Annotated in this window: 13 protein-coding genes; 7 read left to right on the top strand and 6 right to left on the bottom strand. The window is 57.9% G+C overall.

The window, feature by feature from the left end; genetic code table 11:
* Positions 1–45: 45 nt before the first annotated feature.
* Positions 46–1,467 carry a MocR-like transcription factor YczR gene (locus BM007_RS07920; RefSeq protein ID WP_090418016.1) on the bottom strand — a complete coding sequence of 474 codons (1,422 nt, stop codon included), beginning with the start codon at positions 1,465–1,467 and terminating at the stop codon, positions 46–48.
* Positions 1,468–1,553: 86 nt separating this feature from the next.
* Between BM007_RS07920 and BM007_RS07915 the strand changes: the two genes are divergently transcribed.
* The 3 genes from BM007_RS07915 (at position 1,554) to BM007_RS07905 (ending at position 6,506) form a co-directional block, all read left to right on the top strand.
* A complete protein-coding gene (locus BM007_RS07915) occupies positions 1,554–2,165 on the top strand; it encodes a membrane protein YczE (protein ID WP_024906836.1) in 612 nt (203 codons plus the stop codon).
* A gap of 78 nt (positions 2,166–2,243) precedes the next feature.
* Positions 2,244–3,314 (top strand): LacI family DNA-binding transcriptional regulator, encoded by a 1,071-nt coding sequence (locus BM007_RS07910; RefSeq protein ID WP_090418013.1) that lies wholly within the window; start codon positions 2,244–2,246, stop codon positions 3,312–3,314.
* A 102-nt stretch (positions 3,315–3,416) separates the two neighbouring features.
* The gene (locus BM007_RS07905) at positions 3,417–6,506 is read left to right on the top strand and encodes a beta-galactosidase (protein ID WP_090418010.1); all 3,090 of its coding nucleotides are present in this window, start codon (positions 3,417–3,419) and stop codon (positions 6,504–6,506) included.
* Positions 6,507–6,544: 38 nt separating this feature from the next.
* Here the strand turns inward: BM007_RS07905 and BM007_RS07900 are convergent, their stop codons facing one another.
* Positions 6,545–7,360, bottom strand: coding sequence for a nickel/cobalt efflux protein RcnA (locus BM007_RS07900; protein WP_090418007.1), 816 nt, complete (start codon positions 7,358–7,360; stop codon positions 6,545–6,547).
* Between the two features lie 133 nt (positions 7,361–7,493).
* Here BM007_RS07900 and BM007_RS07895 point away from each other — a divergent pair, with 133 nt between their 5' ends.
* Positions 7,494–7,766 (top strand): metal/formaldehyde-sensitive transcriptional repressor, encoded by a 273-nt coding sequence (locus BM007_RS07895; RefSeq protein WP_024906840.1) that lies wholly within the window; start codon positions 7,494–7,496, stop codon positions 7,764–7,766.
* On the opposite strand, the gene BM007_RS07890 is transcribed toward BM007_RS07895, so the two are convergent.
* Entirely contained in the window at positions 7,759–9,324 is a 1,566-nt protein-coding gene (locus BM007_RS07890; protein ID WP_090418004.1) for an EAL domain-containing protein, read from the bottom strand. The two genes, BM007_RS07895 and BM007_RS07890, sit on opposite strands and share 8 nt — an antisense overlap.
* 218 nt (positions 9,325–9,542) lie before the next feature.
* On the opposite strand from BM007_RS07890, the gene BM007_RS07885 reads away from it, so the two are divergent.
* Positions 9,543–9,803 (top strand): type B 50S ribosomal protein L31, encoded by a 261-nt coding sequence (locus tag BM007_RS07885; RefSeq protein WP_006176933.1) that lies wholly within the window; start codon positions 9,543–9,545, stop codon positions 9,801–9,803.
* 2 nt (positions 9,804–9,805) lie between these two features.
* Positions 9,806–9,946, top strand: coding sequence for a type B 50S ribosomal protein L36 (gene ykgO / locus BM007_RS07880; RefSeq protein WP_003859006.1), 141 nt, complete (start codon positions 9,806–9,808; stop codon positions 9,944–9,946).
* Here ykgO and BM007_RS07875 read toward each other — a convergent pair.
* Positions 9,943–10,653, bottom strand: a complete 711-nt coding sequence (locus BM007_RS07875) for a GNAT family N-acetyltransferase (protein WP_090418001.1) — start codon at positions 10,651–10,653, stop codon at positions 9,943–9,945. The two genes, ykgO and BM007_RS07875, sit on opposite strands and share 4 nt — an antisense overlap.
* Before the next feature lie 101 nt (positions 10,654–10,754).
* Here BM007_RS07875 and BM007_RS07870 point away from each other — a divergent pair, with 101 nt between their 5' ends.
* Positions 10,755–12,215 carry a MocR-like pyridoxine biosynthesis transcription factor PdxR gene (locus tag BM007_RS07870; RefSeq protein WP_090417998.1) on the top strand — a complete coding sequence of 487 codons (1,461 nt, stop codon included), beginning with the start codon at positions 10,755–10,757 and terminating at the stop codon, positions 12,213–12,215.
* Here the strand turns inward: BM007_RS07870 and BM007_RS07865 are convergent.
* A complete protein-coding gene (locus BM007_RS07865) occupies positions 12,187–12,654 on the bottom strand; it encodes a YlaC family protein (RefSeq protein ID WP_024906844.1) in 468 nt (155 codons plus the stop codon). The genes BM007_RS07870 and BM007_RS07865 overlap by 29 nt on opposite strands.
* Positions 12,655–12,771: 117 nt before the next feature.
* Positions 12,772–13,323 (bottom strand): maltose O-acetyltransferase, encoded by a 552-nt coding sequence (gene maa / locus BM007_RS07860; protein ID WP_090417995.1) that lies wholly within the window; start codon positions 13,321–13,323, stop codon positions 12,772–12,774.
* Positions 13,324–13,390: the final 67 nt, after the last annotated feature.

Below are 13,390 nucleotides of genomic sequence, written 5' to 3'. Positions count from 1 at the left end.
GTCAGCAGTTTTTATTTTTTATGATCTGCTTCAAAAATTTTAATATTAGATCACGCTGCGTTTTAACGATGGCACGTTTTTATTCAGGGCGAGCCATAGCGGTTTGATCCTCAGCAACGCCTGTTCAAGCTCTGTCGATTCGAGCGAGAAGGGCATCCGTAAATAGCGGTCAAATGCGCCAGATAAACCAAACCGAGTACCGGTTCCCAGATTGATCCCCAGAATTTCAGCCCGCGCGGCAAGCTGTGTCGCCAGCATGCCCGGCAGCTCAATCCAGTAAGAGAGCCCGCCTTCCGCTTCATGGAATTTCCAGTCCGGGAAATGTTCGCGCAACAGTTCACCGCATCGATCGCGTCGTTCCGCCAGCATCTTCCGGCGCGCGGGCAGAAAGGTCTCGCTGTTGTTAATGAGCCACAGCATCGCCAGCTGTTCCAGCAGCGGCGAGCCTAAATCCAGAGTATCCCGCGTCTGGGCAAGCGTGGCGATCGTGCGCGAGGAGGCGCGGATCCAGCCAAGACGCAGCCCTCCCCAGAAACTTTTTCCGGCAGAACCTAAGGTGATGACGGTGGCCTGTGGATTAAAAGCGGCCAGCGGTGGCGGGGGAGGCGCGTCAAACCAGAGATCCACCATTGTTTCATCCACCACCAGCGCCGTGCGGGTTTGGGCAGCAATATCCGTGATGGCCCGACGGGTCGCGATATCCATACAGCGCCCGGTGGGGTTATGAAAATCTGGCATCAGATACGCCAGGCGAGGCGCCGTCTGGGCAAGCGTTGCCGCGAAGCCATCCGTATCCCAGCCGGTTTCCGGTAGCGACACCCCCACGGGCCGACACTGCGCACCCTGAATGGCGGCAATCGCCAGCGGATAGGTGGGGTGATCGACCACGACGCGATCCCCCGGCCCGGTCATCATCCGCAACACCAGCGCGAAGCCGCTGACGGCGCCATTGACAACCATCACTTCGTCTGCCCGGGTAGGAAGACCCCGCGCGGTATAGCGCGCAGCGATGGCCTCCCGCAGCGTCGGCAGCCCAAGCTGATCGTAGCCCGTCAGCGAGAGGTGCTGCGTAATGGCCGTGAGCGCATGGGCATAAGCCTGATGGATCTCCGGCCCGGCATTGAGGGCAGCAGTGGAAAGATCCAGTGCGGCACTTGCCGCTGAAAGGGTGGGAACGGCGCGCGTATCCGGGAGGAGCACGCGTGACCCGCTGCCGTGGCGGCTTTCAAGATAACCCTCTTCTCGCAGGTGGGCGAGGGCGCTGCTGATGGTGGTCCGGCTCACGTCCAGCGCGGAGGCCAGCTCACGCTCGCCCGGTAGCCGTGTATTCAGCGCCAGACGTCCATCAAGGATTAACAGACGCAGCGCGTCGGCCAGCTGTCGCCAGAGCGGGGTACGGGATGAGGCTTGCTGCCAGTGGCCTAAAAGGCGTACCAGAGACTGGTTTCCGAAGCGACGTGATGACATATGCAGTCCACTATTTGAAAACTGGACATTAATCATAGTGCCATTTTAGGTCAGGATGAAAGCCTGGTTCACTGGAGAAGATAAAAATGGTACGTCGTCTGCTACAACTCTATGTCGGTTTAGGACTGTATGGCCTTTCCACCGCAATGTTTATTCGTTCCGATTTGGGTGTCGATCCCTGGGATGTTTTTCACCTTGGGGTGGGGATGCAGCTGGGGATGACGATCGGGACGGTGATCATTGTGACCGGCGCTGCGGTGCTGCTGCTATGGATCCCCCTGCGCCAGATGCCGGGCCTGGGCACCATCAGCAACGTGATTTGTATCGGTCTGGCGGCGGACGCCAGCATGGCACTTATTCCGGAACTGGATTCGTTACCTGTTCGCATCGCTTTCCTGGTGTCGGGTATCGTAATGAACGCGATTGCGACCAGCATGTACATTGGCGCAGGTTTTGGCCCTGGCCCACGCGACGGTCTGATGACCGGCATTCATGCCCGTCTGGGGTGGTCCATTCGCAGCGTGCGCACCTCAATTGAAGTGTCCGTCCTGCTGATTGGGTGCGTGCTTGGCGGCACGTTTGGGGTGGGAACCGTACTGTATGCCCTGACCATTGGCCCGCTTATTCAACTCTGTCTGCCCTGGTTCCGCCAGAAGCCGCGCATTGAGGAAATACCCCAGCCGGAGCGGGTTGTCTAATTTTGCGAAGCGCTCACATGTTTTAACGGCGTCGCTGTGCCACAATAATGGGCCACGACTCACGCGATGCCACAATGCATGAAAGCGATCACTCTCTATGATGTCGCCCTCCTTGCGGGGGTTTCTTATCAGACCGTCTCTCGCGTCATTAACGACGCGGAGCATGTCTCTGCCCGCACGCGGGAAAAGGTGCAGCAGGCGATGGCGGAGCTGCACTACGTACCTAACCTGCGGGCACAGCAGCTGGCGGGTAAACGCACCCGCACGCTGGGACTCATCACCACCGATCTGGCCCTGCATGCGCCCTCGCAAATCGTGTCGGCGGTAAAATCCCGGGCGGCGGAACAGGGGGCGAGTGTCCTTATTTCCATGGTGGAGCAGCCGCAGCAGTGTCAGGCCGCGCTTCAGGCGCTGCTGGCACAGCGGGTGGAGGCGCTGCTGGTAAATGTGCCGCTTGACGATCCTGACGCCGAAGCGCTCAGGGCGCTGGCGTCGCCTGTTCCGGTGCTGTTCCTTGATGTCTCGCCTTCAGCACAGGTAAACAGCCTCGTGTTTAACGCCGGGCAGGGCGCGCATCTGGGCGTTGAGCATCTGCTTTCTCTGGGGCATCAGCGCATTGCGCTGCTGAGCGGGCCGGAGAGCTCGGTCTCTGCTCGGGCGCGTCTGGCAGGATGGAAAGCGGCTCTGGCCCGGGCGGGGCTTGAAGCCGCTGCGGTGGCCTGCGGTGACTGGAGCGCGGCCAGCTGTTATGAGAAAGGGCATGTGCTGCTGTCAGGTAGCGCATTGCCGGATGCCATTCTGGTGGCGAACGATCAAATGGCGCTCGGGGTGATGCGCGCCTGCGCGGAAAAAGGGGTAGCGGATCCGGGCCAGATATCGGTGGTTGGGTTCGACGATACGGCTGACAGCGCCTGGTTTTCTCCGCCGCTGACGACCATTCGCCAGGCGTTTCGCGAGGCGGGCGAGCGCAGCGTGGAGTGGCTGCTGGCCCCCACCGAAGGCGAGACGTGCTGGCAGGTTCAACTGCCGGTAACGCTGGTTACCCGTCATTCCACCGCGCGCCGCGCGACGCAGCAGGCCGAACGCGAGGATCTGGCGCAGCAGCTCAGAAGTCTGGCACTCCTGGCCGAGCAGCTTGCCCGCAAATAAAACTTTGTGATCGGACTCGCTACCCTGCGATTGGGCGCTTTACCGTCGTAGAGTGCCAGGGCATGTTAACCAAAATTGTGAGCGCTTCGCAAAGAGGTTGATATGTCTCATACACCTTCGCTGACCCTCAGCGACATCCTGGCCCGTCGGGACTGGGAAAACCCCGGCGTTACCCAGTGGAACCGTCTGGCCGCACACGCACCGTTGCACAGCTGGCGTAATGAATCTTCCGCCAGAGATGACGCTGGTTCCCTCAGCAGGCGCTCCCTCAACGGGATCTGGCGGTTTAGCTATTTTTCAGCGCCGGAGCAGGTTCCTCAGGCATGGGTAACAGAAGATTGCGCGGATGCCATTGCGATGCCCGTGCCGTCTAACTGGCAGATGCAGGGGTTCGACACGCCCATCTATACCAATGTCACCTACCCGATCCCCGTCAACCCGCCTTTTGTGCCGCAGGAAAACCCGACCGGTTGTTACTCGCTCACATTCGATGTGGATGATGCCTGGCTGCAGAGCGGGCAAACCCGAATTATTTTTGATGGCGTGAACTCGGCGTTCCATCTGTGGTGCAACGGGCAGTGGATAGGCTATTCCCAGGACAGTCGATTGCCCGCCGAATTTGACCTCTCGGCGGCATTACGCCTCGGGCAGAACCGCCTGGCGGTCATGGTCTTGCGCTGGTGCGACGGCAGCTATCTGGAAGATCAGGACATGTGGCGCATGAGCGGCATTTTCCGCGATGTCTCCCTGCTGCATAAGCCGGAGACGCACATTGCGGATTATCATGTGGTCACCGATCTGAATGCGGAGCTGGACCGCGCGACGCTGAAAGTCGAGGTCGCGCTAACAGACGCTGACTACGCGGAGTGCGACGTGGCGATAACGCTATGGCGCAACGGTGAACGCTGTGGCGGCACCACCCAACGGTCAGGCTCTGCCATTGTGGATGAACGCGGCAACTGGGCCGAGCGGTTAACGGCGGCGATCCCGGTTACAGCCCCCGCGTTATGGAGTGGGGAGACCCCGGAGCTTTATCGCCTGACGATCGCACTTTTGGATGCGCAGGGCAACGTGCTGGAGACGGAAGCCTGCGATGTCGGCTTCCGCCGCGTTGAAATCAGCAACGGCCTGCTGAAGCTCAACGGAAAACCGCTGCTGATCCGCGGGGTTAACCGGCACGAGCATCATCCGGAAAACGGCCAGGTGATGGACGAAGCGACGATGCGTCGCGATATCGAGATCATGAAGCAGCACAACTTCAACGCCGTGCGCTGCTCGCACTACCCGAACCATCCGCTGTGGTACCGGCTTTGCGATCGCTACGGGCTGTACGTTGTTGACGAAGCCAACATCGAAACCCACGGCATGGTGCCGATGAGCCGCCTCGCTGACGATCCGCGCTGGCTGCCCGCCATGAGCGAGCGCGTGACCCGTATGGTGCAGCGCGATCGTAATCATCCCTCAATTATCATATGGTCGCTGGGCAATGAGTCCGGGCACGGTGCAAACCACGACGCGCTGTATCGCTGGGTGAAATCCACGGATCCGACGCGTCCGGTGCAGTATGAAGGCGGCGGCGCGAACACGGCGGCGACGGATATTGTCTGCCCGATGTATGCCCGGGTCGATCAGGATCAGCCGTTCCCGGCAGTGCCTAAATGGTCAATCAAAAAATGGATCGGCATGCCGGATGAAACCCGCCCGCTGATCCTCTGCGAATACGCCCACGCGATGGGGAACAGCTTCGGCGGGTTCGCGAAATACTGGCAGGCGTTTCGCAGCCATCCTCGGTTGCAGGGGGGATTTGTCTGGGACTGGGTCGATCAGGCTCTGACGAAGCAAGATGAAGAGGGCAATACATTCTGGGCATACGGCGGGGACTTTGGCGATAAGCCGAACGATCGACAGTTCTGTCTTAACGGGCTGGTGTTCCCCGATCGCACGCCGCACCCGGCGCTGTACGAGGCGCAGCGCGCCCAGCAGTTCTTTATCTTTACGCGGGTTAGCACCTCTCCGCTGGTGATTGAGGTGCAAAGCGGCTACCTGTTCCGCTGTACCGATAACGAAGTGCTGAGCTGGGCGGTTGCCCGGGACGGAGAGGTGCTGGCTTCGGGCGAGGTGACGCTGGCGATAGCCCCTGGAGGCGCTCAGCGTCTGGAGATCGCTCTGCCAGAATTGAAAGCCGAGCCGGGGGAAGTCTGGCTGAATGTTGAAGTACGCCAGCCGCGGGCAACGCCGTGGTCACCGGCAGACCACCGCTGCGCGTGGGATCAGTGGCAGCTTCCCGCTCCACTCTTTATTGCTCCGTTAGTCCCGGCGGGCGAGCCGCCGGTGTTAACGCAAAGCGATCGCATCCTGGAGATCGCGCATGGTCAACAGCGCTGGCAGTTCGATCGCGCATCCGGAAACCTGACCCAATGGTGGCGAAATGGCGTTGAAACGCTGCTTTCACCTCTGACGGATAACGTCAGCCGTGCGCCGCTGGACAACGACATTGGCGTGAGTGAAGCGACGCAGATCGATCCGAATGCCTGGGTTGAACGCTGGAAAGCGGCGGGCATGTACGATCTCACTTTACGCGTTTTGCGCTGTGAGGCAGAGCAGCATGCGGGCGAAGTCGTGGTCACCACCCTCCACGTCGGGGAGTATCATGGCAAAACGCTGTTCCTGAGCCGTAAAGTCTGGCGGGTGGACGATCGGGGCGATCTGCACGGCGATATTCAGGTCGATATGGCGTCTGATATTCCGGAACCTGCACGGATTGGCCTGAGCGTTCATCTCGCCGAAACGCCGGAAAATGTTTCCTGGCTGGGGCTGGGGCCGCATGAAAACTACCCGGACAGAAAGCTGGCGGCGCAGCAGGGACGCTGGACATTACCCCTGGTGGAGATGCACACGCCGTATATCTTCCCGACGGAAAATGGTTTGCGCTGCGATACCCGCGAACTTGTGCTGGGAACGCATCAGCTGAATGGCAGGTTCCATTTCTCGGTGAGCCGCTACAGCCAGCAGCAACTGCGGGAGACAACCCATCACCATTTGCTGCGGGAAGAGCCGGGGTGCTGGCTCAACCTCGATGCGTTCCATATGGGCGTGGGCGGCGACGATTCCTGGAGCCCCAGCGTTTCACCGGAATTCATTCTGCAGAAACGCCAGCTTCGCTACACCTTTAGCTGGCAGCAAAATCCTTAACTGACCAGGAGAGGCGGCCACACGGCGTGGCCGCACGCTTACCTCAGAATGCCGCTCAGACCGTGCAGGCTCATATAAATCCCTACCGCGGTAATCAGCGCTGCGGAGAACCACGGCGCTTTACGGGAAAATTCGCTAAATCCGGGCCAGCGTTTTGTCGCATGTTTGAGGCTCAAGGCGGCAATCGCGCCTGAAGCCACCAGGGTTAATGCCAGACCAATACTGAAGCTGAATACCAGCGTTGCGCCGAGCGCAAAATGCTTTAACTGCAGGCAGATCAGCAGAACGGTGATGGAGGCCGGGCAGGGGATAAGCCCGCCGGTCAGGCCAAACATGACGATCTGTCCGGTGGTGACGTTTTGACCGCTAAAACGGCGGTTAATATCCTGCGCGTGCGCGCGCTGGTGGGCATCCTGCCACTCCTCTTCAACCAGCGGGTGTTCGTGGTGGTGATGATCATGATGATGGTCATGGTGGTGATGATCGTGATGATGATGGTGATGATCGTGTGGCTGGCTCTCTTTCCAGGTTCGCCACGCCATCCACAGGGCGATCGCAACGATCAACACCCCGGAGATCAGCTGGAACCAGGGTTCGGACGTATGCGCATCCCAGCCCCGACCAAACCATAATCCCGCCATAGCAACGAGCCAGACCACCGCCGTATGGGAGAGCGTGGCCGCCAGGCCGAGCAGTACCGCCTGTTTCAGCGTGCCGCGGATGGCCACGATAAAAGCGGCCATCATGGTCTTTGAGTGGCCCGGTTCCAGGCCATGCAGCGCACCGAGCAGGATGGCGCTGGGAACAAACAGCCAGGCATTACCCTGCTGCAGGAGTGAAGCAAAATCGGTCATGGGGGATTCCGGCGTGGAAAATGTCTGCAAATACTACTCCCCCCCAGTAGTCTAATACTACCCCCCAGTAGAAAAATACTCAGGGGGAGTAGAGCGTGTTATGCTTTAAAAGCCAAAAATAAGGGATAGAGAGATGTCACATACCGTTCGCGACAAGAAAATGTTACTGACTCGGCTGAAGAAAATTCAGGGGCAGAGCAACGCCCTGGAGAAAATGCTGAACAGCGATCACGAATGCGCCGAGGTGTTACAGCAGCTGGCGGCGATCCGCGGGGCGGTCAACGGCATGATGATGCAGGTGATCGAAGGGCATTTAACCGATCATGTGGTGAAAGAACCTGAAGAAGCGCAGCGTGAAGCCGATCTTGGCGTGGTGCTGCAGGTGATCAAATCCTATCTTAAGTAGCGTGCGTGCCGAGGTTATTCTCTGCCCAAAGGATAAATTCCATTTTCGGCAGCGCTTTGCTGTAGTACCAGCCCTGTCCGTACTGCACGCCGTGCTGGTGCAGCCAGGCGAGCTGCCCGGCGGTCTCGACGCCTTCCGCAACCATCGCCAGCTGCAGCGACTTCGCCATTTCAATAATGTGCGGCGTCACGTTTTTGTACTCCAGCGCATCCACGAACGATTTATCAATTTTTAGCGTGTCGACATCCAGATCCTGCAGATAGCTCAGGCTGGAATAGCCCGTACCAAAATCATCTATATAGACAGGGTGCCCCGAACGGCGGAAGGCGGCGATAGCCGGCGCGCTGATTTTGGGATCGGCAAAGCCGCGCTCGGTGACCTCAAGGGCGATTTGGCTCGGGTGGACCTTCCATTTGTTCAGCAAGTGACTCAGCAGCGGCGGCAGCGTGCCGGAGGTCAAATCGGCGGGGGCGAGGTTGATGGAGATATGCTGATCGGGGTGAAGGTGCAGCCAGTTGCCCATATCCTCGAACACTTTTTCGATAACGACCTGCGTCAGCTGGGAGATAAGCCCGGTTTGCTCGGCAAGAGGAATAAAAATATCAGGCGAGAGGCTGCTTCCGTCCGGCTGCGGCCAGCGCGTCAGTGCTTCTGCGCCGACAATTTTTCCGCTACACAGCGCCACGATGGGCTGATAGTGAACCACAAAATCGCGGCTGTTAATGGCGTCAAGCAGGCGGTTGCGCGGCGACTGAATGCGACGCAGTATCCGCAGGACAAAGAGCGCGGCAAGCAGGCTTATCAGGACGCCGAAGGGGAGCCATAAAAGCAGCTGCCGGTGCCAGGTTTCCGCCAGCGGTTTGAGCGTAGCCCATGCGACAACGGTAAATCCCAGTTCAGGTACAGGCTTCATAACGTACATTGAACCGTCGTACTGTATGCTGGTCATCTCCTGACCTTTGATCATGTCACGGATATGCGGATCGAGTGTATTGCTGCTGGCGAAGATACGGTATGTTGTGCTTCCTACCAGGGCTGCATCAATCGCTATCTCGCCGAAAGGGATGACATCCACCAGTGAGGCCGGATCGACCAGGACAAGGTAATGACCTTGCCCCAGCACGGCCATGTAGCGATGAAACCCAAGATCGTTTTGCGTGGTCAGCCATGCGCTGTAACCGTCTTCGGTAATGCGCATCGGCGGGGGGAAAGGGGCCGCATGGCTGGTTTGCTCAAGAGAGGAGCAGAGCGGCCTGAGGTTGTCGATATAAATCACTTCCTGAACGTATCGCCACGAAAAAGCGACCCGTCGCATCTCCCTTAACTGCAACGGGCTGCACGGCACGCCCTCAAAGGCCTGCAGATGATTAAGCGCTTCTTTCGCCTGATCCACGACCTTGTCGGTGCGTATCAGCACGCGTGAGGCATAGTTTTCCAGCGCATCGACAAATTTATCTTCCGCCTGGCGATGGGCCAGCCAGATGCTCAGGCAAATGGGGACCAGCACGGAAAAGATAAGTACGCCAGTCACGAGACTGACCAGATGTCGGGTTTTCATGCTGTCGTGTCCTTCCTCGTATACCCGTTCCTGAGCACTGAGTTCCCTGCCTGAAGAGAAAGATTTTACCGCGAAATGATATAGTTATAGCACGTGGCTGGCCTGGTTTTCATTTTATCTCAGGTAAACCAGAAAATATCGTCAGAAGGAAGGGTTGTTTTTAGAACCTGTCCTGGATATTATTTTGTTATGTTATAACAAAACATAAAGGATTGACGATGAAACCCAATATCCATCCAGCCTATCGCACCGTGGTCTTCCACGACACCAGCGCGAATGAATACTTCAAGGTTGGCTCAACCATTAAGACCGACCGCGAAATTGAACTCGACGGTGAAACATATCCGTATATCACCATCGAGGTTTCTTCAAAATCGCACCCGTTTTATACCGGTAAGCAGAAAACGTTCTCCACGGACGGTAGCGCAGCGCGCTTCCGCAAGCGTTTTGGCGGTTTTCTCAATGCGAAGCGGGGCTAACCATGCAGGTACTTAACTCATTACGCAGTGCAAAGCAGCGTCACCCGGATTGCCAGATAGTCAAACGCAAGGGACGCTTGTACGTGATTTGCAAATCCAATCCGCGCTTTAAGGCGGTTCAGGGACGTAAAAAAAGACGCTAGACGCGCGTTTCTCGCCAGCTTTCCAGGGATCTTTTCTGTTTGCCATCGGCAGTAAAATTGTCGGTGGCAAGCCAGCGTTCAAAGGCGTTCGCCAGCGTCGGCCACTCTTTATCGAGAATCGAAAACCAGTCGGTATCCCGGTTGTGGCCTTTTATCACCAGCGCCTGGCGAAAGCGCCCCTCAAACTGAAAACCCAGGCGCAGGGCGGCCTTGCGGGAAGGTTCGTTCAGGCTATTGCACTTCCACTCATAACGCCGGTAGCCCAGGGTATCGAACACATACCGCATCAGCAGATATTGCGCCTCTGTCGACATGGGCGTGCGGCTTAACAGGGGAGAGAAGTGAACGTGCCCCACTTCCACGACCCCGTTTTTAGGATCGATCCGCATCAGGGACAGCGTTCCAACGGGGGACTGAGTCCGGTTATCCATCACGGTAAAGTGGATGGGATCGGATAACTCACTTACGCTCGCCACCCATTCGGCAAACTCCTCTGCGGTGGCATCGGGTTCACGCAGTAGCCACGTCCAGTTGCGGGTATCTTCGGCCAGGGAATACGCAGAGAACAGCGCGTGTGCATGCTCCACGCGCAGCGGTTCAAGCCGACAATAGTGACCCTGAAGGACCACCCGGGACGGGTGCTGACGGGGTTGCCAGTCGGTAAGCGCTTCGCCCACCGGCTGTCCGAACTGATTGAATGTCTTCATCTTAATTTCCGTGACGTTGAAAAGAGCTTCAGACTAGTGAATTGCTGGTTCCTTAAAAAGAACCACTGCGCTATGTTTTTATGGTTCCACGAGGAGGCGAGATGAATATACCGGGTGATGAATTTTATACCTTGCTCCATGCAGCCCTGAAAACACGCGGGGAAGAGACGCTCCAGCGCGCGCTCTACCTTGCTCTGCGGGAGGCCATACTGTGCGGAAGGCTACGATCCGGCAGCCAGCTTTCCGGTTCGCGAACGCTTGCTCAGCAGCTCTCCCTTTCCCGGAATACCGTCAATGCGGCGCTGGACCAGCTCACTCTCGAAGGGTATTTGCAGCGTAATCGCCAGGGAACGCGGGTGGCACAGTTAGCTCACCGTTCCGTCACCCGGACAATGCCGGACCCTGCCATCACGCTCGCAAAACGGGTCGGGCTGCTGCCTGCGCCAGTGCCCCGGGACACGCCTGTTCTGGCGTTTACCCCAGGCACGCCGGCCATCAACTATTTTCCGCTGCCGCTGTGGCGGCGACTGTACGATCGCGTGATGCGGGAGGAGGGAAATGCTCTGCTAGGGTATGGCGACCCGGCCGGCGAGCCGTCGCTGCGGGCCGCGATTGCCCGACATCTTGCCCTGTCCCGGGGTATTGACTGCGACGCCAGCCAGATTGTGATAACCGAAGGCGCGCTTGAAGGCGTCAACCTGTGTACGATGCTGTTGAGCGAGCCGGGGGATATCGCCTGGGTAGAAAACCCCGGCTATAGCGGGGCAAAAAGCGCGTTTGTTAAAACCGGCCTGGCAATGACGGGAATACCGGTTGATGACGAGGGAATGTGCTGGGAAGGGCTGGATGCGCCTGCACCCTCACTGATTTTTACCTCACCTTCGCACCAGTTCCCTTACGGGAGCGTGCTCAGCGCGCGGCGGCGGCTGGCGCTGCTGGAGCTCGCCCGGCAGCACAACGCGTGGATCATTGAAGATGATTACGACAGCGAGTTCCGTTATGCCGGTGAGCCCGTACCGGCGATGCTGGGAATGGTCAACAATGCGCCCGTTGTGTATCTGGGGACGTTCAGTAAAACGCTGTTTCCGTCGCTCCGGATGGGATTTATGGTGTTACCGCCAGCGCTGGCGAAAGCGGCTCGCCCGGCCATCGGCTCGCTGTTGCGCGGTGGGCACCGTGCCGAACAGCGCACGCTGGCGCTGTTCATTGAGGACGGTCATTACGCTCGCCATCTTGCCGCCATGCGTCGGCTCTACCGTAAACGCTATCGCCAGCTGCGGGAGGTGCTGGGCGCAGAGCTTCATGCGCCGCACCGTATTCTGGCCGGTGAAGGCGGGATGCATCTGACGCTGGCGATAGACAATATTGATGACCAGAAACTGGTGGAGCAGGCGAGGGCGTTTCAACTGGCCCCCGCTGCACTGAGCGGGTACTACCTGGAGGCGAAGCAGGGGCAAACCGGTCTGGTTTTAGGTTACGGCAATACCTCTGCTTCTCAGTTTGCCCCGGGGATCCGACGTCTGCAGGCGCTCATTACGCAGCAGCAGGGCGGGAAAGGCTAAAGACATCATAGAAAGAGAGCTGTCCTTTGGTGGAGACCATTTTCTGCAGTTTCTCTTTTTGCCCGGCTTCAACCGCCGGAGAATGCAGGATGTTTTCGATCAGTTCCGCTGGCACGAAACGCGTGTTGTACCATTCGCCGTTGTAGCAGACCCGGAAATCGAGCACGTCGATATCTTCGTAACGGTAGCGCGGATTCACGTCGAAAAAGAAAAAGGCGTTAAAGACGACAAACAGTACAACCAGCAGCCAGACGGAGTCCACCAGCGTTTCGGATGTCAGCATTACAATAAGCGTCGCCAGCCAGGCGGCATACATGGCGACAAACAGTCCAGGATGTTTGCGAATAAAGCTAATGCTAAAGCGTGGGCGATTGTCGCGCTTTTCGCGGAGGTTAAGATCGTCGATGGTGGCGGTAAGCAGGCGCTGTATCTCGGTCATTTTTTGCCTTCATGAGAGTTGACAATACAGGGTGTCTGCCAATTTTAGGGGAGCCATCAGGCTGAAAAAAGTAACAGTCTGGCGCTAAAAGACCATAACAGTTGGCTCCCCGTAACCTCACAGCGTTTTAATGATTTTGGCCGGGTTGCCGCCAACGACGACGTTAGCCGGGACGTCTTTCGTCACGACGGCGCCGGAGGCCACCACGACATTATCACCAATGGTGACGCCAGGGTTAATGACCGCCCGGCCACCAATCCAGACGTTATCGCCAATGCTGACAGGTTTTCCAAACTCCACGCCGCTATTGCGTTCCTCCGCATCCAGCGGGTGGGTTGCCGTATAAATATGAACACCCGGCGCGAGCATGCAGTTATCGCCAATATGAACAGGGCAGACATCCAGCATTACACAGTCGAAGTTAGCGTAAAAGTTTTTGCCCAGATAAATGTTATATCCATAGTCGCAGCGGAAGCTCGGTTCTATATAAGCGCCTTCGCTTTGTCCCAGAAGTTCCGCCAGAATGTTCTGGCGTTCTGTTTTTTCATCAGGTGCGGTGTGGTTATAGCGATAGACCAGATGGCGGGCTCGCAGTCGGTCGGCCCGTAACGTCTCATCGCCGGGACGATAATGTTCACCGGCAATCATCTTCTGTTTTTCTAAGCTCATTGGAAACCTCGCTGGATGTGATTACCGCAGGGTAATCTGAACAGGCCAGGAGGGGAACGTTCCCGAA

Source organism: Enterobacter sp. NFIX59 (assembly GCF_900113755.1).
Lineage (GTDB): Bacteria > Pseudomonadota > Gammaproteobacteria > Enterobacterales > Enterobacteriaceae > Enterobacter > Enterobacter pseudoroggenkampii.
The sequence above is the reverse complement of the archived record's forward strand: the minus strand, read 5'-3'. Positions and strand labels throughout refer to the sequence as shown.

What these genes read in the sequence shown, in the direction of transcription:
- BM007_RS07920 (WP_090418016.1), bottom strand. Translation starts at nt 1,467, where the DNA reads ATGTCATCACGTCGCTTCGGAAACCAGTCTCTGGTACGCCTTTTAGGC.
- BM007_RS07870 (WP_090417998.1), top strand. Translation starts at nt 10,755, where the DNA reads ATGAATATACCGGGTGATGAATTTTATACCTTGCTCCATGCAGCCCTG.
- BM007_RS07900 (WP_090418007.1), bottom strand. Translation starts at nt 7,360, where the DNA reads ATGACCGATTTTGCTTCACTCCTGCAGCAGGGTAATGCCTGGCTGTTT.
- BM007_RS07885 (WP_006176933.1), top strand. Translation starts at nt 9,543, where the DNA reads ATGAAACCCAATATCCATCCAGCCTATCGCACCGTGGTCTTCCACGAC.
- BM007_RS07875 (WP_090418001.1), bottom strand. Translation starts at nt 10,653, where the DNA reads ATGAAGACATTCAATCAGTTCGGACAGCCGGTGGGCGAAGCGCTTACC.
- ykgO (WP_003859006.1), top strand. Translation starts at nt 9,806, where the DNA reads ATGCAGGTACTTAACTCATTACGCAGTGCAAAGCAGCGTCACCCGGAT.
- BM007_RS07865 (WP_024906844.1), bottom strand. Translation starts at nt 12,654, where the DNA reads ATGACCGAGATACAGCGCCTGCTTACCGCCACCATCGACGATCTTAAC.
- BM007_RS07890 (WP_090418004.1), bottom strand. Translation starts at nt 9,324, where the DNA reads ATGAAAACCCGACATCTGGTCAGTCTCGTGACTGGCGTACTTATCTTT.
- BM007_RS07905 (WP_090418010.1), top strand. Translation starts at nt 3,417, where the DNA reads ATGTCTCATACACCTTCGCTGACCCTCAGCGACATCCTGGCCCGTCGG.
- BM007_RS07895 (WP_024906840.1), top strand. Translation starts at nt 7,494, where the DNA reads ATGTCACATACCGTTCGCGACAAGAAAATGTTACTGACTCGGCTGAAG.
- BM007_RS07910 (WP_090418013.1), top strand. Translation starts at nt 2,244, where the DNA reads ATGAAAGCGATCACTCTCTATGATGTCGCCCTCCTTGCGGGGGTTTCT.
- maa (WP_090417995.1), bottom strand. Translation starts at nt 13,323, where the DNA reads ATGAGCTTAGAAAAACAGAAGATGATTGCCGGTGAACATTATCGTCCC.
- BM007_RS07915 (WP_024906836.1), top strand. Translation starts at nt 1,554, where the DNA reads ATGGTACGTCGTCTGCTACAACTCTATGTCGGTTTAGGACTGTATGGC.